This is a genomic window from Paraburkholderia sediminicola, assembly GCF_046030555.1.
Taxonomy (GTDB): domain Bacteria; phylum Pseudomonadota; class Gammaproteobacteria; order Burkholderiales; family Burkholderiaceae; genus Paraburkholderia; species Paraburkholderia sediminicola_E.
Map to the genome: position 1 here is coordinate 1 of NZ_JAQQCH010000029.1, position 19,402 is coordinate 19,402.

General features: G+C 61.2%; 18 protein-coding genes. 8 read left to right on the forward strand and 10 right to left on the reverse strand.

Annotated features, from left to right (window positions below):
- Positions 1-331: 331 nt before the first annotated feature.
- Positions 332-2,146 (forward strand): alpha,alpha-trehalase TreF, encoded by a 1,815-nt coding sequence (gene treF, locus PQQ52_RS29725; protein ID WP_408219551.1) that lies wholly within the window; start codon positions 332-334, stop codon positions 2,144-2,146.
- 126 nt (positions 2,147-2,272) lie between these two features.
- Here the strand turns inward: treF and PQQ52_RS29730 are convergent, their stop codons facing one another.
- From PQQ52_RS29730 to PQQ52_RS29750, 5 genes are all read right to left on the reverse strand, one after another.
- Entirely contained in the window at positions 2,273-3,169 is an 897-nt protein-coding gene (locus PQQ52_RS29730) for a MipA/OmpV family protein (protein WP_408219554.1), read from the reverse strand.
- A 435-nt stretch (positions 3,170-3,604) separates the two neighbouring features.
- Positions 3,605-4,348: a peptide-methionine (S)-S-oxide reductase MsrA gene (msrA, locus tag PQQ52_RS29735; protein WP_408219557.1), complete on the reverse strand. Its 744-nt coding sequence runs from the start codon at positions 4,346-4,348 to the stop codon at positions 3,605-3,607.
- Between the two features lie 19 nt (positions 4,349-4,367).
- Entirely contained in the window at positions 4,368-4,880 is a 513-nt protein-coding gene (msrB, locus tag PQQ52_RS29740) for a peptide-methionine (R)-S-oxide reductase MsrB (protein WP_408219560.1), read from the reverse strand.
- Between the two features lie 135 nt (positions 4,881-5,015).
- On the reverse strand, positions 5,016-5,558 hold the full coding sequence (locus tag PQQ52_RS29745; RefSeq protein ID WP_408219563.1) for an Lrp/AsnC family transcriptional regulator: 543 nt from the start codon (positions 5,556-5,558) through the stop codon (positions 5,016-5,018).
- Positions 5,559-6,077: 519 nt separating this feature from the next.
- On the reverse strand, positions 6,078-6,956 hold the full coding sequence (locus PQQ52_RS29750) for a LysR family transcriptional regulator (RefSeq protein WP_408219566.1): 879 nt from the start codon (positions 6,954-6,956) through the stop codon (positions 6,078-6,080).
- 135 nt (positions 6,957-7,091) lie between these two features.
- On the opposite strand from PQQ52_RS29750, the gene PQQ52_RS29755 reads away from it, so the two are divergent.
- Positions 7,092-7,817 (forward strand): pirin family protein, encoded by a 726-nt coding sequence (locus PQQ52_RS29755; RefSeq protein ID WP_408219569.1) that lies wholly within the window; start codon positions 7,092-7,094, stop codon positions 7,815-7,817.
- 89 nt (positions 7,818-7,906) lie between these two features.
- Positions 7,907-8,320, forward strand: coding sequence for a DoxX family protein (locus PQQ52_RS29760; RefSeq protein ID WP_408219572.1), 414 nt, complete (start codon positions 7,907-7,909; stop codon positions 8,318-8,320).
- A 91-nt stretch (positions 8,321-8,411) separates the two neighbouring features.
- Here the strand turns inward: PQQ52_RS29760 and PQQ52_RS29765 are convergent, their stop codons facing one another.
- The 3 genes from PQQ52_RS29765 to ahpC form a co-directional block, all read right to left on the reverse strand.
- On the reverse strand, positions 8,412-9,566 hold the full coding sequence (locus PQQ52_RS29765; protein ID WP_408219575.1) for an alkane 1-monooxygenase: 1,155 nt from the start codon (positions 9,564-9,566) through the stop codon (positions 8,412-8,414).
- 351 nt (positions 9,567-9,917) lie between these two features.
- A complete protein-coding gene (ahpF, locus tag PQQ52_RS29770) occupies positions 9,918-11,513 on the reverse strand; it encodes an alkyl hydroperoxide reductase subunit F (protein ID WP_408219578.1) in 1,596 nt (531 codons plus the stop codon).
- Positions 11,514-11,663: 150 nt separating this feature from the next.
- Positions 11,664-12,227: an alkyl hydroperoxide reductase subunit C gene (ahpC, locus tag PQQ52_RS29775; RefSeq protein WP_408219581.1), complete on the reverse strand. Its 564-nt coding sequence runs from the start codon at positions 12,225-12,227 to the stop codon at positions 11,664-11,666.
- A 435-nt stretch (positions 12,228-12,662) separates the two neighbouring features.
- Between ahpC and PQQ52_RS29780 the strand changes: the two genes are divergently transcribed.
- From PQQ52_RS29780 to PQQ52_RS29795, 4 genes are all read left to right on the forward strand, one after another.
- A complete protein-coding gene (locus PQQ52_RS29780) occupies positions 12,663-13,544 on the forward strand; it encodes an isocitrate lyase/PEP mutase family protein (protein ID WP_408219584.1) in 882 nt (293 codons plus the stop codon).
- Between the two features lie 490 nt (positions 13,545-14,034).
- Positions 14,035-15,471 (forward strand): DHA2 family efflux MFS transporter permease subunit, encoded by a 1,437-nt coding sequence (locus PQQ52_RS29785; RefSeq protein ID WP_408219587.1) that lies wholly within the window; start codon positions 14,035-14,037, stop codon positions 15,469-15,471.
- A gap of 119 nt (positions 15,472-15,590) precedes the next feature.
- Positions 15,591-16,025, forward strand: coding sequence for a GNAT family N-acetyltransferase (locus PQQ52_RS29790; RefSeq protein WP_408219589.1), 435 nt, complete (start codon positions 15,591-15,593; stop codon positions 16,023-16,025).
- Between the two features lie 310 nt (positions 16,026-16,335).
- Positions 16,336-16,980: a cation diffusion facilitator family transporter gene (locus tag PQQ52_RS29795; protein ID WP_408219592.1), complete on the forward strand. Its 645-nt coding sequence runs from the start codon at positions 16,336-16,338 to the stop codon at positions 16,978-16,980.
- Between the two features lie 8 nt (positions 16,981-16,988).
- Here PQQ52_RS29795 and PQQ52_RS29800 read toward each other — a convergent pair whose 3' ends face one another.
- Together PQQ52_RS29800 and PQQ52_RS29805 are read right to left on the reverse strand one after the other, a co-directional pair.
- A complete protein-coding gene (locus PQQ52_RS29800; RefSeq protein ID WP_408219595.1) occupies positions 16,989-17,867 on the reverse strand; it encodes a 2OG-Fe(II) oxygenase in 879 nt (292 codons plus the stop codon).
- An 86-nt stretch (positions 17,868-17,953) separates the two neighbouring features.
- Positions 17,954-18,433 (reverse strand): nuclear transport factor 2 family protein, encoded by a 480-nt coding sequence (locus PQQ52_RS29805; RefSeq protein ID WP_408219598.1) that lies wholly within the window; start codon positions 18,431-18,433, stop codon positions 17,954-17,956.
- Positions 18,434-18,492: 59 nt separating this feature from the next.
- Here PQQ52_RS29805 and PQQ52_RS29810 point away from each other — a divergent pair, with 59 nt between their 5' ends.
- Positions 18,493-19,401 carry a hypothetical protein gene (locus PQQ52_RS29810; RefSeq protein WP_408219601.1) on the forward strand — a complete coding sequence of 303 codons (909 nt, stop codon included), beginning with the start codon at positions 18,493-18,495 and terminating at the stop codon, positions 19,399-19,401.
- Position 19,402 lies beyond the last annotated feature (1 nt).

The following is a 19,402-nucleotide window of genomic DNA, read 5'->3' on the forward strand; positions in this document are numbered from 1 at the left end:
GCTTTACACCGCTAATTCTTAAGCGGGTCCCCCGCGCAGTTGCGGTAGTGGTGCATCTGGAATCTGTGCCCTCGCACATTCAGCCCTGGTGACAAGGGCGTCATGCTTCCGGCGGCGCTGCGCGCGCCGATGCGGTACTTCAAAAAGTCGCCGTGGCGGTATTTCATAAAACATTTGTTGGGCCCTGGTCGGGTATGCGGGTCGCTTAATCTGCTCGTAGTTTGCTTGCGGCGTGCGATCGCGCGCAACTTTGGCTGGCTAGTGCGAGTCAATCCTGAGAGGAATACAACTGCCCTGCCTCTTTCTTGCCCCCCGCTCTTGCCCATAGCCGATGACCTATCCCCCTCTCTGCGCGCTCTCTCGCACTCTTTCTCGCACTACCCTCGTCGCCGCACTGCTCTGGCACGCGTCTTTCGCGGGAGCAGTTCAGCCGCTTGACGTGCCTGCCGTCGACGGTGGCGTCCCGACCGCTGCCGTGCGCGTGGCGCCACCCACGCAGGCGTCGCCCGTTGTGGCCGTGCCGCCGTCGGAGCAGTACCCGACGCTGTATCGCGATGTCGAACTCGCGCATCTCTATCCGGACAGCAAAACCTTCGCGGATATGGTGCCGCTTTCACCGCCTGCGCAAATCGCCGCCGCTTATGAGGCCGCAAAGCAGCATCCCAATTTCAGTCTCGGCGACTTCGTGAAGCGTAACTTCATCCTGCCCACGCGCACGACGAAAGCATACGTCTCCGATCCGAATCAGGATGTGGTCGGTCATATCGATACGCTCTGGAATGTCCTGCGCCGTGAGCCGGACGCAACGGCAAACCCGTGGTCGTCGCTGTTGCCTCTGCCGTATGCGTACATCGTGCCGGGCGATCGCTTCGATGAAATCTACTACTGGGATTCGTACTTCATCATGCTCGGCCTGGAACACAGCGGGCAGCATGCACTGGTCGTCGACGAACTGAAGAACTTCGCGACCTTGATCGATCGTTACGGACACATCCCGAACGGTAATCGCACCTACTATCTGAGCCGCTCGCAGCCACCTTTCTTCGCGCAAATGGTGCGCCTCGTCGCCGAGAAGGACGGCGACAGCGTCTATACGCAGTACCTGCCTGAATTGCAGCGCGAATACGCCTACTGGATGAATGGCAGCGAGGGTCTCCCCGCAGGCGAGGCGAGCCGGCATGTGGTGCGCCTCGCGGACGGGACGCTGCTCAATCGCTACTGGGACGAACGCGCAGCCCCCCGCGACGAGTCGTATCGCGAAGACGTCGTCACCGCACAACAAACACCTCAACGCGATTCCGCCGACCTGTGGCGCAATCTGCGCGCGGGCGGCGAAACCGGCTGGGATTTCAGCTCGCGATGGTTCGCGGACGGCAAGACGCTCGCAACCGTCGACGTGACCTCGCTCGTGCCCGTGGATCTGAATTGCCTGCTGGTCGATCTGGAACGCACGTTGGCGAAGGCGTACCGTCTGCGCGGCGACGTCACACGGGCGGAAAATATGGAGCAGCGTGCCGCCACGCGCGCGGACGCCATTCGGCGCGTGCTGTGGGACCCGCAATTGAAAGCGTTCGGCGACTACGACTTCGTGCATCGCACGCTCACGCACCGGCTGACCGCCGCCACGGTCTACCCGTTGTATACGGGTGTAGCCAGCCGTCAGCAGGCGAAGACCGTCGCCGCCAGCCTGCAACGCGAACTGCTGCGACCCGGCGGTCTCGCCACGACGCAAGTGAATAGCGGCCAGCAGTGGGATGCGCCGAACGGCTGGGCGCCATTGCAGTATCTGGCGGTGATCGGCTTGCGCCGCTATAGCGAACCGGCGCTCGCGCAAACCATCGCGACGCGCTGGATCAGGACCAACGTATCCTACTATCAGCACACCGGCAAACTCGTCGAGAAATATGACGTCGATGCCGCGGTGCCCGCCGTCTCCGCGGGCGGGGGTGAATATCCGTTGCAGGATGGCTTCGGTTGGACCAACGGCGTGCTGCGCGCCCTGCTCGTGCTTTATCCGCAGACAGTGCAGAGTTCACGCCCAAGCGATATTCCCGAAGGTCCTGCAGGCGTGTCGGCGGCGGCCGCTTCCGCCGCCGTGGCGCCGAAGAATACGCATCGGCTCCATGGCACACAGGTGAATCCGTAACCAACGCCTTCATCGTCTCGGCGCGAAAAAACTGGCCGCTTCACACCGGCCAGTTCCGCTGAAGCAGAAGCAACGTGGCCAGAATCGCGCGCCGGCGTCTATACCGTCAGATAGAGCGTCGCCTCATCAGAAGCGATAGTTGATGGAGATATCGGCCACACCCGTGGCCCTGCTGTGCGTAATCGGACTGTTCCCCGCACTGCCGACCAGTTGTTCGAATGCGCCGTCGGCAGTGGCAAACCAGTGCTTGTCGAACAGCCACACCATGCTGATGCCGAAGCCCACCGACTTGAAGCCCGCGCTCGCGTGATACTGCGAGTATTGCGAGTGCGCCGCCTGATTCTGATTCACACCGTACCAGCTGTTCATGTAGGTGGAGTCCGCGAGCGTCACGTTCGGACCGGCGAACCAGAAGAATTTTTTGGTGCTGCCCGGCATCGGCATATAGGCGCCCAGGTCACCGGTCCAGCCGTTCGAGCCGCCGAAATAGCGTCGTACGTCAGCGCGCAGCACGAGCGGGAAATCCTTCGACACGACGTATTCACCGGAGAGTTTGAGGCCCGGCGCCGGATTGATGTTGCCGAGGCCATTCAACTCCTCCGGATCGTCGTGACCGCGACGCCCGAGATCGTAGACGGCCGCGAGACTCGCACGCCAGTTCTGCCCTTGTGCGAAGTTGACGCCAAGGCCTTCGCCGCTCGAAAAGAAAAACAGGTCCTTGTAGCGCACGTCGACGCTCGGACCGGCCATCACGTGATATCGGTCGGAGCCCTCATAACGTGGCTGGAACGACGTCGCCGCGCCAATGCGCACCTGCCAGTCCGGAATCTCCGGCTGCCACATCTTCTGCAGCGGAATGCCCACGGAGTACTGCCATTCGCCCAACGGCGAAGGTGTTTGGGCCAAGGCCGACCCCGGCAAAATGCCGATACCGCCGATGGTCACGGCGACCAGAGAGGATGCCGCGATGCCTGTTTGTTTATTGCGAATCTTGCCGATCCGCTTTCTACGGCTATTCAACACCGAAACCTCCGTTTCTCGCGTATCGCGAAGGGGTTCATATTCTTGCCCGATGTCCACAACGGATTAGAAAACATCCGGGTGACCGCTGCATTGCAACACACGCCAAGTAAATTTTTCAGCAGCCCGCACGCATTTTCCCGGCGAAACGCATCGTTCGAACTTGATGCCTCCCCGTAAATTGGCCATTCACACGAACAGACACGTGCGAAAGATTTGCCGACGCATGCCTCTGTGCAAAATGCGGGCCTGGTCGCGTGAGGGCCGACTCGAACCGGCGTGGTGCAGGTCAGAAAAACGGAAGAATAGACTGACGGACGCCGGCAAGCGCCCCGTGGCGATGGTGACAGACAGGAGAATACAACCCCAAAATGGCAACCGGCGTCGCGCGATGCGACGCCGGCAAAGGAAGATCGCCGCCTCGCGGCGCTCGCGGTTTTACTGCGCCGCTTCGACCAGCACAGCCTTGTCGCGGTAGAGATTCGGGAACAGACGCTTCAGGTTTGCGACCTTCGGCATATCGTTGATCGCGATATACGCGGAGTTCGGATGCAGCGTCAGGTAGTTCTGATGGTAGGACTCGGCAGGATAGAAGCCCTTGAACGGCTCTGTCTTCGTGACGATCGGCGCCGGGAAGGCATGCGCCTTCTCGAGTTGCGCGATGTAACTTTGCGCGACGTGCCGCTGCGTGTCGTTCAGCGGGAATACCGCCGAACGGTATTGTGTGCCGCTGTCCGGTCCCTGGCGGTTCAACTCGGTCGGATCCTGTATCACCGAGAAGTAGACCTGCAACAGTTGCCCGTAAGTGACTTTGGTCGGGTCGAACGTGACCTGCACGGATTCTGCGTGGCCCGTTTCGCCGCCACTGACAGTCTCGTACTGCGCGGTGTCGCGCTGGCCGCCCGAATAACCCGACACCGCCTTCGTGACGCCCTTGACGTGCTGGAACACGCCCTGCACGCCCCAGAAGCAGCCGCCTGCGAACACCGCGGTTTCTTCGTGCGCGGTCGAGGCAGAGATCGGCTCGTCGAGTGCGGGCGGCGCAATGACAACCGCGGCTTCCGACGAGAACGCCACGCGCTGCGCCAGCAGCAGCGCCAGAGCGCCGAGCCCGAGCGAAAGCGCGACGGCGGCCCCGCGCGAGCGGGCCGGCTTGCCGATGATGCGTTTCTCGATGTTCATGATGTCCGTCCTGATTCGATCAACTCGTGCCGCGCGCGGCGGGTGCGAACGTTAAAGCGAGGCCATTCATGCAATAGCGCAGGCCGGTCGGCTTGGGGCCGTCGTCAAATACGTGACCCAGATGGCTGCCACAGCGCCGGCACACCACTTCGTCGCGCGTCATGCCGAACGATTTGTCGGTATGCGTGATGACCGCGTGGTCCAGCGGCTGCCAGAAACTCGGCCAGCCGGTGCCGCTATCGAATTTCGTCTTCGACGCAAACAGCGGCAATGCACAACCCGCGCACGCGAATGTGCCGGCTCGGTGCTCGTCGTTCAGCGGGCTGCTGAACGGCCGCTCCGTGCCGGCTTCGCGCAGCACGCGGTACTGCGCGTCCGAAAGCAGCTTGTGCCATTCGGCGTCGCTGTGCGCGACCTCGTAGGCCGCCGCTGTGCCCAGCTCCGCCGCGCCTGCCGTGCGCCATGCCGCGGTTCCACCGGCGAGCGACGCTGCGCCGATTAACCTGAAGAAACTCCGTCTGCTGCAAGCCATGATGATCGTCCCGGAAAGTCCGTACCGTTCACCCGTTGAGGCGCTGATGGCGCCGCCCGCGAGTGGTCTTGCCACTTAGTCGGGCGACAAGGGGATTTATGACAGCATGCGCGTCTTTTTGGGTGACGGCGGCGCTTACAGCGGAAATTTCGTGGTGGACAGGATTTCTTTGAGCACCATGAACGAGCGGATTTGCCGGACGCCGGGCAGATAAAGCAACTGCTCCGCGTGCAGACGATTGAAGCTATCGCTATCGCGCGTGCGGATCATCATGAAATAGTCGAGCTCACCGGTCACGACGTGGCATTCCATGCACCCTGCCACCTTCTGCGCCGCCTTCTCGAACTCGGCAAAGGACTCCGGCGTAGACCGATCGAGCACCACGCCGATGATGACCACCATACCCGCCCCGACCGCCTTCGGATCGATCAACGCGACGACGCCCCGAATCAGCCCCGATTCCTTGAGCCGCTCGACGCGCCGCAAACACGCTGGCGCACTCAATTTGACTTTGGCCGCAAGCGCCACATTCGAAATCGACGCATCGGTCTGCAGTTGACGCAAAATCGCGCGATCGATGCGATCGAGCGCATGAAGAGACCCGGCTTCCGCGGAGGAAATTGCGGCCGCCGCTGCGGCCTCGGTGACTGGGGCACGACGAACTTTTGTTGCGCACATAGGTATTTATTGGGCTCTTTATTAGGTCATTGACTATCAATGATTGTGAAAAGTATGCCCAACAGAATTCCTTTGCACGCCAATTTCCAGTCACGCACGCGACTTGAGGGCGTACCGACCGATCTGGTGTGCGAGGGAAAATCGATGCACGGCGTGATCCACACGATGCACAACGGCGAGCGGAACCGACGAAACCAACGAAAAACGACTAAAGCGCGCTGGTGTTAGCAGGTACCCTTCGGCGCGCGAAGCGCCGCCGGAAGCATGACGCCCTTGTCACTGACGCCGAATGTGCGAGAACACGGATTCCAGATGCACCACTACCGCCACTGCGCGAGGGCTCCGCTTAAGAATTAGCGGTTTGAGCTGCTTTCTTTTGCCTACTTTTATTTGCAGCAGGCAAAGAAAAGTAGGTGCCTGCCCCGCACAGGGACGACGCTAATAGACCAATAACAAAACAAGGAAAGGCCAAAACCATAAAAGCACAGACAAACAAGCCGCCACACAGGCAAAAAAAAATCACCCCCCCAACCCCCTCCTCAAAAACTCAACAAAACCCCGAACCGTAGCCGAACTCTGCCGATGCTGCGGATAAACAGCATAAACAGTAGCCGCCGCAGGCAAAAACTCTTCCAGAACAGCCACCAAAAACCCATCCCGAACCGCATCAGCAACAATAAAATCAGGAAGCCGAACAATCCCCAGCCCCGCCACGGCCGCATCGCGAATCAACTCCCCATTGTTAGCCCGCAGCGGCCCATGCACTTCAAACCCTTTCGACACACCATCAACAACAAAATCCCAACTCACCGCCCCGCCATGCCCGTACAACAGACATGAATGCCGCACCAGATCGGCAGGATGCAGCGGCGCCCCACGCCGCCGCACATACCCCGGACTACAACACGCCACCATCCTGACATCGGCGAGCTTCTGCGCGATCAGCGACGAATCCGGCAACGTACCGATCCGGATTGCCATATCGAACCCCTCACCAACCACGTCGACGGTCCGATCACTCAACTCCATATCGAAGCGCACATCCCCATGCTCGCGCAGGAAATTCGCCACCAACGGCGACAGATGCGTCATCCCGAACGACATCGGCGCACTGACCCGCAACAGCCCACGCGGCCCGGCTCGGCGCAGCGACATTGCCTGCTCGGCGTCTTCCACCTCGCCCAGGATGCGCCTGGCACGCTCGTAAAACTCCTGACCGAGGTCGGTCACGGCCAGCTTGCGCGTATTGCGGATCAGCAGCTGCACGCCGAGCGCCTCCTCGAGCGCCATCACGCGCCGGCTGACGAACTGCTTCGACAGCGCCAGCCGCTTTGCCGCCGCGGTGAAGTTATGGGCGTCGACCGTGGCGACGAAGATCCGCATGTCATCGAGTTGCATTTTATTGTCCACCTGACAGCGACAGTGTTTCCTATTCCTATCCGATTATAACCATCCTGATTGACCTAAACTGTCATTCATGGATCGCGGACAAACAGTTGGCCGGATCGCACAACCAGAACCAGGAGAAAGACGATGCTTGAAATCAGACATGCCAATCAACGCGGCCGCGCGGAGCACGGCTGGCTTAGCTCGCGTCATACGTTTTCCTTCGCGAACTATCATGACCCGAAGCAGAACGGTTTTTCCGACCTGCTCGTGATCAACGACGACCGTGTCGCACCGGCACAAGGTTTCGGCAAGCACCCGCACCGCGATATGGAAATTTTTTCGTACGTGCTGGAAGGCGCGCTGGAACATAAGGACACGATGGGCACCGGTTCAGTGATCGTGCCCGGTGACATCCAGTTGATGAGTGCGGGAACTGGCGTCGCACATAGCGAATACAACCATTCGAAGAGCGAGCCCGTGCACTTCATGCAAATCTGGATTGCACCGGCGCAGAAAGGCACCGCGCCGCGCTATCAGCAACGTCACTTTGGCGCGGACCAGAAGCGCGGCGGGTTGCGCCTCGTCATGTCACCGGACGGTGCGGAAGATTCGTTGTTGCTGCAACAGGATGCGCGGGTCTATGCTGGTCTTTTCGACGGTGACGAAACCGCACGCTTGGAACTGGCCAGCAATCGCTACGCTTATATCCATGTGGCGCGCGGCAGCGTCACGGTGAATGGCGTCGAACTTGGCGAAGGCGACGGCGCACGGGTCCGCGGCGAAGAAGCCCTCACCTTGACGCAGGGTCACGACGCGGAAGTGCTGGTGTTCGATTTGCGTAACATCGAAATGTCGGAGTTGTGGGCTTAAGCGGCTTAATCCTGTCGATAGCCCTGGCCGGCTTGAGCGCGGCGAACTTTGCGGCGAGCCGCTCCCTTCCTTACCTATAGAGAAAAATCATGCGCTATACGCTATTTGAAAACCAGAAAGACGCAGTCATTCTCGTGGCACGCATCCTGTTGATGGTGCTGTTCGTGATGTTCGGCTGGTCGAAGCTGATCGGCTTTTCCGGCACCGTCGCTTATATGACGTCAACCGGTGTACCGGTACCGGAGTTGTCGGCGATCATAGCCGTCGTCATGGAGTTTGTTGTCGGTATTGCGCTGGTGGTGGGCTTCTATACGCGGCCGCTCGCACTGCTGCTGGCGCTCTATACGCTGGGTACGGCGATCATCGGCCACCACTACTGGAACATGACGGGTGCGATGCAGTACGAGAACATGATCAACTTCTATAAGAACATCAGCATCATGGGCGGACTGTTACTGTTGTGCGTGACCGGCGCCGGCAAGTATTCGATTGACCGGCGTTAAGGCTGCGCCCCCGCTCTTCGATAAGGCCGACAAAGAAGCCGCCCGCCATTGGCCAGGCGGCTTTTCTTTGCGTCAAGCCAGGCCATCCACGCTAACCGGCAAACTGCGCCAACACGCGCTCACGAATTGCCGGGCGGATATTCGACTGCGCCATATTGCCCTGATAATGCGCGACCACGCGTGGGTTCATCACGTAAAACCACAGTGGCGGCACATACGCGAACATGATCATCGTCGCGTAGCCGGAGGGCAATTGCGGCGCGCCGTCGAAATGACGCAGCGCCTGATAGGAGCGCGTCGGATTCGCATGATGATCGGCGTGACGCTGCAACTGGTACAGAAACAGATTCGTCACGATGCGATTGCTGTTCCATGAGTGCTGCGGCTGGCAACGCTCATAACGGCCGCTCGCGAGTTGCTTGCGGCCGAGTCCGTAGTGCTCCAGATAATTGACCACTTCGAGCAGCGACGCGCCGTACGCCGCCTGAATCAGCAGAAACGGAATCACCGTTTTGCCGAACAGCGCGATCATCGCGCCCCACAGCACCACCGTCATGGCCCACGAGTGCAGCACTTCATTGCGCCACGTCCAGGGCGATTTGCCGAGCCGTTCGAGCCGATGCTTCTCGAGGCGCCACGCTGACGCGATGCTGCCGAACACCGTGCGCGGCAGAAAACGCCAGAACGATTCGCCGTAGCGCGCGCTCGCGGGGTCGGGTGGTGTCGCTACGCGCACATGATGTCCACGATTGTGTTCGACGAAGAAATGACCGTAGGCGACCGGCGCCAGCGTGATCTTGGCGAGCCATCGTTCGAAACCATCGGTCTTATGGCCGAGCTCGTGCGCGGTATTGATCGATACGCCGGTGGCCGCGCCGAGCGAGAGCGCAAAGCCGAGATAGTCGTACCACGTGAGCGAGTGCGTGCCGACGATCCACAGCGCGCCGACGAACGACACGTATTCGATGAAGGTGGCGAGATAGACCACGCGGCGGTAATAGCGCTCTCTTTCCAGCGTGGCGACGACGTCCTCGGGTGGATTGCTCGGGTCGTCGCCGATCAGATAGTCGAGCACGGGAATAATGCCGAACACGAAAATCGGCCCGAACCACCAGAAAATATGCCAGCCGGTCTGCAACGCCAGATTGGCCGCATGCAGCGGCAAGGTGATGGTGAGCGCACCGAGTAGCCACAAATAGCGTTTTCCGTCGACCCACCGAGCCGGGGCCACTTGCGATGTTGCCATTGTCTCCCTCCTTTTTTATGTCGCCTGGCGTCAGCAAGCTATGCGCTTGCCAGTCAGTACGCATGTCGGCGGGACCTTGCCCGACTCCCAGATTTATATGGCCTGACGGGCGTGATAGCCAAGGATTTGGCCTAGGTGGGAGGCTCCAAACAAAGGGGCCCTCGACGTGGCATTCGGGGTGGGCTTCGAGCGGGTGAATGAAACGGGTGTTTGCCACGTTGCTGCAGTGCACTTCGCGGTCGGTCGAAATCACCAGGTGGTAAAGCCCGCATTGACGCCGGGCCCGGTCCCACCACAAACAAAAACGGCGGCCCGAAGGCCGCCGTTCGCTTTCACCACCGGAACCAAAGATCAGCTAGCCGCCAACTCCGCTTCCGCTTCGTTCAACACTTCAACCTCATCGCCGTGACGGATCAGGTGATCAAATGCGGAGAGCGATGCCTTCGCGCCCTCGCCCACCGCAATCACGATCTGCTTGAACGGGACCGTGGTCACGTCGCCGGCAGCGAACACGCCGGGCACCGAGGTCGCGCCGCGTGCATCGACGACGATCTCGCCGTGCTTCGACAATTCGACCGTGCCCTTCAGCCATTCGGTGTTCGGCACAAGACCGATCTGCACGAACACGCCTTCCAGTTCGATGTTCTTCGTTTCACCCGAACGCAGGTCCTTGTAGACCAGACCGTTGACCTTCTTGCCATCGCCGGTGATTTCCGTGGTCTGTGCCTGCGTGACGATCGTCACGTTGGCGAGGCTGCGCAGCTTGCGTTGCAGCACTTCGTCAGCACGCAGTTGCGCACCGAATTCGAACAGCGTCACTTCACGCACAATACCCGCGAGATCGATCGCCGCTTCGACGCCCGAGTTGCCACCGCCGATCACCGCAACGCGCTTACCCTTGAACAGCGGACCGTCGCAGTGCGGGCAGTACGCCACGCCGTGGTTACGGTACTCGCGCTCGCCCGGCACGTTGATTTCGCGCCAGCGGGCGCCTGTCGCCAGAATGATCGTTTTTGCCTTCAGCACCGCGCCATTTGCCAGACGCACTTCGTTGATGCGCCCCGGGATCAGTGCTTCAGCGCGCTGCACGTCCATGATGTCGACTTCGTAGCTCTTCACGTGCTGTTCGAGCGCGGTGGCGAACTTCGGGCCTTCCGTTTCAGTCACGGAGACGAAGTTCTCGATCGCCAGCGTATCCAGCACCTGGCCGCCGAAGCGTTCGGCCACGACACCCGTGGCAATACCCTTGCGCGCCGAGTAAATCGCCGCAGCCGCACCAGCTGGGCCGCCGCCGACGATCAGCGTGTCGAAGACCGGCTTATTTTCCAGTTCCTTAGCCGCACGCGCACCGGCGTTGGTGTCGAGCTTCGCGAGGATCTCCTTCACGCCGCTGCGGCCCTGGCCGAACACTTCGCCGTTCATGAACATGGTGGGTACCGCCATGATCTGGCGCGCTTCGACTTCGTTCTGGAACAGCGCACCGTCGATCGCCACGTGGCGGATGCGCGGATTGATCAGCGCCATCACGTTCAGCGCCTGGACAACTTCCGGGCAGTTCTGGCATGACAGCGAAAAATACGTTTCGAATTGATAGTCGCCGTCGAGACTGCGGATCTGTTCGATCACCGCATCGTCGAGTTTGACTGGATGGCCGCCGACCTGCAAAAGCGCGAGGACGAGCGACGTGAATTCATGCCCCATCGGAATCCCGGCGAAACGGATGCCCGTCTCCTTGCCCGGCTCGCCAATCGAAAACGACGGCTTGCGCTCTTCGTCGCCCCGACGCTCGATCACGGTAACGCGTTCCGACAACGTCGCGATATCGTTCAGCAATGCCAGCAGCTCTTGCGATTTCGCACTGTCGTCGAGCGACGCGACGATCTCGATAGGCCTGCTAACCTTTTCGAGGTAGGATTTCAACTGAGTCTTGAGATTGGCGTCCAGCATGGCTTTCGATTCCGTGACGAGGGTGTTGGGTCCCAGGTGCCGCACGCATCCGGATAGGAAGCGCACAGCCCGGGGGCGTGCGAACCGCTGTAAGAAGCGGTCCGCACCGCGGTGCGCCGTAAGGCGCTTACTGCGAGGGTCGTTTAGACCTTAGATCTTGCCGATCAGGTCGAGCGACGGGGTCAGCGTTTCTGCGCCCGGCGTCCACTTGGCGGGGCAAACTTCACCCGGGTGCGACGCGACGTATTGCGCAGCTTGCACCTTGCGCAGCAGTTCGCCGGCGTCACGGCCAATACCGTTGTCGTGCACTTCGCTCAGCTTGATCTCGCCTTCCGGGTTGATCACGAACGTGCCACGCAGTGCCAGGCCTTCTTCTTCGATCAGCACGTCGAAGTTGCGCGAGATCGCCAGGGTCGGGTCAGCAATCATCGGATACTTGATCTTCTGGATCGTGTCCGACGTGTCGTGCCATGCCTTGTGCGTGAAGTGCGTATCGGTCGACACGCTGTAGATTTCGACGCCAAGCTTCTTGAATTCGTCGTAACGGTCGGCCAGGTCACCCAGCTCGGTCGGGCAAACAAACGTAAAGTCAGCCGGGTAGAAAACGAAAACCGACCACTTGCCCTTCAGGCTTTCTTCAGTGACGGTCACGAAATCGCCATTGTGATAAGCCTGTGCCTTGAACGGTTTGACTTGACTATTGATGATCGGCATTTACTGAGTCCTCTTTCGGAGTGGTTGGAAAGTGGAGTCAGTATGTCAGACGACGCTTAATAGGTAAAGCGGATTGTTTTAATGATAGTGATAGTCTATCGCTATTTAAAGCTCTGCCGGCAGCTATTGCACCGGATCGTCCCCCAATGAGCCGCCGAGATTGTGCGGCCGATTCCCAAGGCCCGCACGCGTAGCGGCGGCAATTCTATCTGAAGCAGGTTGAGAGGGAAATACCATGGCAGGAACGTCCCATGAAACGTTTCATGGAACGCTTTATGGAACGTTCCAGCATTCCTCCGGGAACCGCGCCGCGACGCCTTTTCCAGTTAAGCTGTTGATTTTTTGGCACAAATTTGAGAGTCGGCGAATGGCATGCTTCCTGCGATTCAGGTCAGCGTTCTATCGCCTACTTCACCGATCTGGAGACACATCACCATGAGCACTTCCGCTAACCGCCGCGCCGCATTCCGCGCCAGGGTCAATCAACGCCAGGGCCTGCTCGTGCCGGGCGCCTTCAACGCGATGAGCGCGCGTGTGATTGAAGACGCCGGCTTCGAGGCGATCTACATCACGGGCGCCGGCGTCACCAACATGTCGCTCGGCCTGCCTGATCTCGGCTTCATCGGACTCGCCGAAGTCGCCGAGCATTGCGCGCGGATTCGCGACGCGGTCGCGCTGCCGCTGATCGTCGACGCCGACACCGGCTTCGGCAACGCGCTAAACGTGCGCCAGACCGTGCGCGTGCTCGAGCGCAGCGGCGCCGACGTGATCCAGTTCGAAGACCAGGTCATGCCGAAGAAATGCGGCCACTTCGCCGGCAAGGAAGTGGTCAGCGCGAGCGAGATGGTCGGCAAGATCCGCGCGGCGGTCGACGCTCGCGAAGACGGCAACCTGCAGATCATGGCGCGCACCGATTCGGCTGCGGTTCACGGTATCGAAGACGCGATCGAGCGCGGCCATCGCTTCATCGAGGCCGGCGCCGACATTCTGTTTATCGAAGCGACCGAATCGCTTGCCGACATCGAGCGTTTGCCCTCGCTGTTCAACAAGCCGCAATTGATCAACATCGTGATCGGCGGCAAAACGCCGGTGCAATCGCGTGAAGCGCTCGCCAAGCTTGGCTACGGCATCGTCCTGTACGCGAACGCGGCGCTGCAAGGCGCGGTGCTCGGTATGCAACGCGCGCTCGGCACATTGAAGAGCGATGGCCGCCTCGATGAAGACGCCACCCTGGTCGCCCCGTTCAGCGAACGCCAGCGGCTCGTCAACAAACCTTTGTACGACAAGCTCGATCGCGAGTACGCGGCGAAGGACTGAGCGGCGGGACGGGCAGTGTTTCCGCTACGGCACGTGGCACTGGTGTCGCTGAGTGCCGTCGCGTGCCTCTGAGCGTGCCCCGTATGCGGGCGTGCTTAGCTGCGTGTGGCTGGGTACGGTCGCTGTCGCCGCCGTACTTTGCCGCTTACCGTCCTATGCCGCTGCCCGCCACCGTGCGTTGGCGCGCCCCGCTGCCTGCGACGAATTGTTGCGTTACGATGCAGGGTTGGCGGCCAGCGGTGCTGGCTTGAGCGCGTAGTGGCTACGCGGAATAGCCCAGGCATAACGGTCATCAGTGGGCCTTTCGCGCACGGCTCATGCTGACGCCAAACAGCCGCGACCTCGTTGCTCGTCTACGGAGGGGCGCCGGAAACACGCTTTCGAAAGGTAGTCGCAAGAACATGAAGTCAGAACAATCGCGCGCGATAGGCCAACACGCCAAAGGCGTCATCGAATCCACACGCAATGGCAAAGTGGCGAGGACAGTGCAATGACCGGCGACGCACGCAACTCGCATGTCGGCTGGCTGCCGTATATCGTCGCAGCCACCTTTTTCATGGAGTATCTCGACACTACGGTGATCGCCACTGCCTTGCCGCAGATGGCGCACTCATTCGGCGTCGGGCCAAACAGTCTGAGCCTCGGCATGACGGCTTACATGCTGGCGCTGGCGATTTTCATTCCGGTGAGCGGCTGGGTCGCCGACCGCTGCGGATCACGCACAGTGTTCTTCAGCGCAATCGGCGTGTTCACGGTGGCTTCCGTCTTGTGCGGCTTGTCGCAGAACGTCACCGAGTTTACGGCCGCGCGATTGCTGCAAGGCATGGGCGGCGCGATGATGGTGCCGGTGGGCCGTTTGATCGTGGTCCGCAACACCGAGAAAAGCCGGATGATGCAGGCGATCTCGACCATCACATGGCCGGCCATTGCCGCGCCGGTAGTCGGGCCGCCGGTGGGCGGCTTCATCACCACCTATGCGTCCTGGCGCTGGATCTTTCTGCTGAACGTGCCGTTCGGTCTCGCTGCAATGGCCGTTGCGCTCGCGCTGGTGCCGAACCTGCGCGGCACCGAACGCAAGCCGCTTGACGTCGTCGGCCTCCTGCTGAGCGCCACGACGTTGACGGCGATCCTGTACGGCGCGGAACTGGCGAGCCAGCCCGGTGAGAATCCCTGGGTGGCTGGCGCATTCATCGTCGGCGGATTGCTGATGGGCGTGGTGGCCTTCCAGCATGCGAAGCGTCACCCGCATCCGCTGATCGATGTCTCCACGCTGAAAATCCCGACTTTTTCCGTGACGGTGGTAACCGGCTCGTTCACCCGTATCGGCATTGGCGCGGTGCCGTATCTGATGCCGCTGCTGTTCCAGGTCGGCTTCGGGTTGTCGGCGTTCAAGTCGGGGCTTTTGTTACTGGCGAGCGCGCTGGGCAATCTCGGCATGAAGGCGCTGACTACGCGCATCTTGCAACGCTACGGTTTCCGGATGGTGTCGATTATCGACGTGGCGGTCGCCGGCGTATTCATCATTGCCTGCGGGCTGTTGACGCCGAATGTCCCGCTCGCGCTGGTTCTGTTCGTCGTGTTCATTTACGGCGTAGCGCGCTCGATGCAATTCTCGACGCTTGCCACCCTCGCTTACGCCGATGTCGCACAGCCGCAGATGAGCGCGGCGAGCACGCTGTGGAGCGCCGCCGCCCAGATGACGATCGGTTTGGGCATTGCCTTCGGCGCCGTCTCGCTGCGCGCGGCAGCGGTCTTCAATGGCGAGACGACCGGCCATGTTTTCACGCTGGACGATTTTCGCCTCGCGTTTCTGTTTGCCGGTCTGCTGACACTGGTGTCCGTGATCGGCTACCTGGGTCTCGCGCACGACGCCGGACAGAGCATCGGTGGCGGTTCGCGGAGCGTCGAGGACCCGGCGAAGAGTTGAGTGCAAAGCGGGCGGGATGGAAGAGTTTGACGCTGGAGTTTGACGCTGGAGTTGGAGCAGCGGCGCCGAACCGGTGCCGCATCCTTTAATTGCTTAACCAGAACAGGCGGAGACACGCGGTGCCAGCTAACGAACTGATAATTTCGAGCGACAAGGCTAACCTCGACATAGAGATGATCTACACATTCCTGTCGCAGGAAACAGCATGGGCAAAGGGCATGCCGCGCGAGACGTTCGACCGGGCGATAGCGGGGTCGCTATGCTTCGGCGCGTATATCGACGGCAGGCAGATCGCGTTTGCCCGCCTGATAACGGACCAGGCGACATTCGCCTACCTGTGCGATGTATTCGTGCTGCCGGCGTACCGCGGCAAGGGATACGCGTCAGCGCTGATGACGCACGTATTCGCCAGCCCATCTCTGACAGGCTTGCGCAGAATCGTGCTGGTAACGACAGACGCTCACCACGTCTACAAACCTCACGGTTTCAAGGAACTGACGACGCCGGAGCGCTATATGGAACTGCACAACCCGGACGTCTATAAGACGGCTTGAGCGAATCGCGGGCGACGCGTGAGCAGGCCGCAAATTGGCGACGCACCTGACAGGAGATCAATGGGCGGCGGCCAATGAGCACAATACGGATAGTTCTGAAAGGTTTGACGCGCTAGCCGCAAAAACGTCCGGCATGTCCACCTCATGCAGCCGCGGTCTCCCTGACCGCTGCCAACCATTGCAACAGTGTCATCGGCGCGCCACGTTGGACGGGTACTTTTCTGCGACAACATAACCCGTCCCCATCCGATGCCACAGCCTGCCGTGCGCAACAACGACCGCGACAGCCGCACCCCAGCAGGCGGCCGCTTTGCTTAAAGCCGCCTCCGCCAGCGCGTTGCTCAACGCCTTCCTCATGGCGATGCAGATCGCCATTGGCTTAACCGCGCATTCGGACGGGCTGTTCGCGGACGGCATCCACACCTTGAGTGACCTGGCCGCCGACAGCATCGTGCTCATCGTGCTGTTCCTCAGCGCGAAACACCCTAACGCAACGCCGCGTGACGGCGACAGCAACGTCCCGCAAGCCGCGGCATCCCTCTTCATCGCTGCGCTGTTAATCATCACGGCAGCCGAAATGCTTTGGCACAGCATCGGGCAAACGGCCACGTTGAGCGGCAACACGACGATGCAAATCTGCGCGCTCGCCGTCAGCGGGTTCGTCACGATCGCCAAGGAAACGCTGTTCCGCTACATGCGCGCCGAAGGCCGGCGCACCGGCTCTGCGATTCTGCTGGCAAGTGCATGGCATGCGCGAATGGATGCGGTGTCCGCGCTGGTCGCGACCCTGGGTGTGGCCGGCAGCATGGCGGGTCTGCCGATGCTCGACCATGTGGCTGGCGCGGCGATCGGCCTGATGATCATGCGCATGGGGTGCGTCAGCGCCCGCAGCGCATTCCAGCAACTGTCAGCCGGCACGGCAGGAAAAACCGCCGCAGGGCACGCGGCCGAATAGCGCGACCCTTAGCCGTAGGCCCGCTCGCGCATCCACTTCGTCATGATCCATTTGTCGCCGCCGAGCACCGGCGCGCCGCCGTGCAAGGTCAGCGGATCGAGTTGACGCTGGCCGTTCATATAGCGGAAATACACCGCGCCGCCTTGCCTCGCCGCGACTGACATGCCCGCTTCGGGGAAAATCGTTTCGCCGCCGTCAGACACGTCGTTCAGATAGATCACGAGGGTCGCCACCCGCTGGCCGCCCTGGGCGGTATGCACCGCGCTGCCGGCCTGATCGGGCGGGAAGTAGTCGAAATGCGGACGATATTCGCCAGTCGTGCCGTAATGCAGAATCTGCAGCCCTTCGCCGTTTTCAACCGGCCAGTTCATCAGGCTCGATATGCGGCGGTCCATCTGCTCGATGAACGCGTCTTCGCCGCGCTGGTACCAGATGCCTTCGCTGGTACGGTTGCGGATCACGTCTTCCTTGCCGGTGACGGGATTGACCGTGGTGGAACGTTTCAGCCGATGGCGCGAGCGTTCGATCATCTCGTTGCACTCGTCAGGCGACAGCACATCCGCGAACACGATTACTTGCGGCCGCTCGCAGCGCATCAACACGCGGACGTCGCGATCGTGGGCACGGATCACATTGCCGCGCGCAACAGGCGACGCGTCGTACTGATACGTTTGCGGCGCGGTGTTTGGCAGCGCCGCCTCGGTCGCTGCCGGCGACGAAACCGCGGCGTCCGCCGGGTTCATACCGAACGCCTTGTGCACTTCCGCCCGCGCGGCTTCCGTGGCGAAACCGGCTTGCACCATCGCGTCGATCATCGAGTCGATGCTGCAACCGCGCGCGACGTTGCTGCTCAGCCATGCTTCCCATGACGCATCCACTACCGGCATACCGCTCCCCGCTTATCCATGTCACGAAATACTGCATCAACTGGCCGGCTGATAGCAAGACTCGTGTATTGCCCCGGGTTGGCCTGTTAGGCGCGGCGCTGCCTGCGTCGATAGAGGTCGAGCCCTTTTCTCGCCTGCGCCCTGATTGCGCGCTGCACGAAAGGTGTCCAGCCGAGCAGCGCGCCCTTGATCCCCAAAGCCTGGCGGGCCCAACGCCAAAGGTCGAAGGTATCGCGATGTTCAGCGATGCGGCCTTCGCGAAACACGAAACGCGCATCGATGCGGTTGACCACGGTACGGCCCGTCTGACTGAATGTGTAACGGGCCACCCAGTGGGCACGGCCGTTGAGTTCGTCCGCTTCGATGCCGTCGAAGGTCAGCGAGAAGTCCTGCGCGCGTTCCACCAGCATGCGCCACATGTCGCGCGCCTCGCCGCCGCGCAACTCGCCAAATGCCGGATCGCTGAAGACCGCATCGTCGGTATAGCAGGCGGCCATCGTTTCGGCGTCGCGCTGCTGGAATGCGGTGTAAAAACGCTCGATCAGTTCGGTGTTGGGATGGCTCATTTTCTTGTGCTGTGCGTTGCCGGGTTGTGGAAACGACCCGGAAAGGAGCGCGCCGAGGTTTGAGCGCGCACGAGCAGCACAATATCGGAAAACGGGGCGGCCGGGGCGGTGAGGCCGGCCGGACGACGAACCCGTTGCCGCGGCGCTCAGGGCTGGCCGGACGGCAAACCAGCTGCCTGTACTTCGAGGGCCGGTCGGATGGCAAGGCCACTGCCGGGGTGCCAAGCCCCGGTCGGGCGGCCTCCGCTACCCTCGCGACGCCTTTCGTTATATCCTGTCGAATATCACGGTATGCTCTCGTGGAGCGCGGCGGCTCGCCCGCCGATCGCGCACGACGAAGCGAAACAAGCAAGCAGGAGCCAGCAGCGGTGCGTAGTCGACCCACATTGCGATCCACATTGTCCGACCCGGCGGGACGCGCCCCGAAAGGGCTGTCGTCGACTATCGTCGCGGTGAAGTCGGCGTCCGAACGCGGCCGCGCCGAGCTGATCCGCGATGTTGTCGATGCCTACCGGCGCCTTTACGGCAGCGTGCAGCGCTTCGTGCTGATGTTGACGGACGACCAGTTGAACTTCGCGTCGGTGGGCACTTCGGGCTCGCACTCACTGAATCAGTTGCTGTCCATCCTGGCCGAGCAGGCCAAGGCGGCAGCTTTCGTCCGACTGCGCGATCTGAAAGCGTCGATCGAAGAAGCGCGCTCGGCCGAGCAGCTTCGCGACGCGATTTTTTCGGATGCATTCAGCAACGATCTGACCGCGTTACGCAAGGTGGTGGCGGAACTCGAACGGCTCGACACTGCATTTATTGGACTGTGCGTTGGGCACGTTCTGGAGCAGCATGCACGGGCAGCCGGCGATACAGCGACAGCCGCTGGCCGGCGCACTAACGGCCGCACTATCGCTGCGGCGCCCGCTGCCGGCCGGAGCAAATCACACACTAAGCCCGTTCTCGTCCGTCCAAACGACTGAT

Coding starts and splice junctions, on each gene's coding strand:
- PQQ52_RS29755 (WP_408219569.1), top strand. CDS start 7,092: ATGCTTGAAATCAGACATGCCAATCAACGCGGCCGCGCGGAGCACGGC.
- PQQ52_RS29750 (WP_408219566.1), bottom strand. CDS start 6,956: ATGCAACTCGATGACATGCGGATCTTCGTCGCCACGGTCGACGCCCAT.
- PQQ52_RS29805 (WP_408219598.1), bottom strand. CDS start 18,433: ATGAGCCATCCCAACACCGAACTGATCGAGCGTTTTTACACCGCATTC.
- msrA (WP_408219557.1), bottom strand. CDS start 4,348: ATGAACATCGAGAAACGCATCATCGGCAAGCCGGCCCGCTCGCGCGGG.
- PQQ52_RS29765 (WP_408219575.1), bottom strand. CDS start 9,566: ATGGCAACATCGCAAGTGGCCCCGGCTCGGTGGGTCGACGGAAAACGC.
- PQQ52_RS29745 (WP_408219563.1), bottom strand. CDS start 5,558: ATGTGCGCAACAAAAGTTCGTCGTGCCCCAGTCACCGAGGCCGCAGCG.
- ahpC (WP_408219581.1), bottom strand. CDS start 12,227: ATGCCGATCATCAATAGTCAAGTCAAACCGTTCAAGGCACAGGCTTAT.
- PQQ52_RS29760 (WP_408219572.1), top strand. CDS start 7,907: ATGCGCTATACGCTATTTGAAAACCAGAAAGACGCAGTCATTCTCGTG.
- ahpF (WP_408219578.1), bottom strand. CDS start 11,513: ATGCTGGACGCCAATCTCAAGACTCAGTTGAAATCCTACCTCGAAAAG.
- msrB (WP_408219560.1), bottom strand. CDS start 4,880: ATGGCTTGCAGCAGACGGAGTTTCTTCAGGTTAATCGGCGCAGCGTCG.
- PQQ52_RS29785 (WP_408219587.1), top strand. CDS start 14,035: ATGACCGGCGACGCACGCAACTCGCATGTCGGCTGGCTGCCGTATATC.
- PQQ52_RS29800 (WP_408219595.1), bottom strand. CDS start 17,867: ATGCCGGTAGTGGATGCGTCATGGGAAGCATGGCTGAGCAGCAACGTC.
- treF (WP_408219551.1), top strand. CDS start 332: ATGACCTATCCCCCTCTCTGCGCGCTCTCTCGCACTCTTTCTCGCACT.
- PQQ52_RS29780 (WP_408219584.1), top strand. CDS start 12,663: ATGAGCACTTCCGCTAACCGCCGCGCCGCATTCCGCGCCAGGGTCAAT.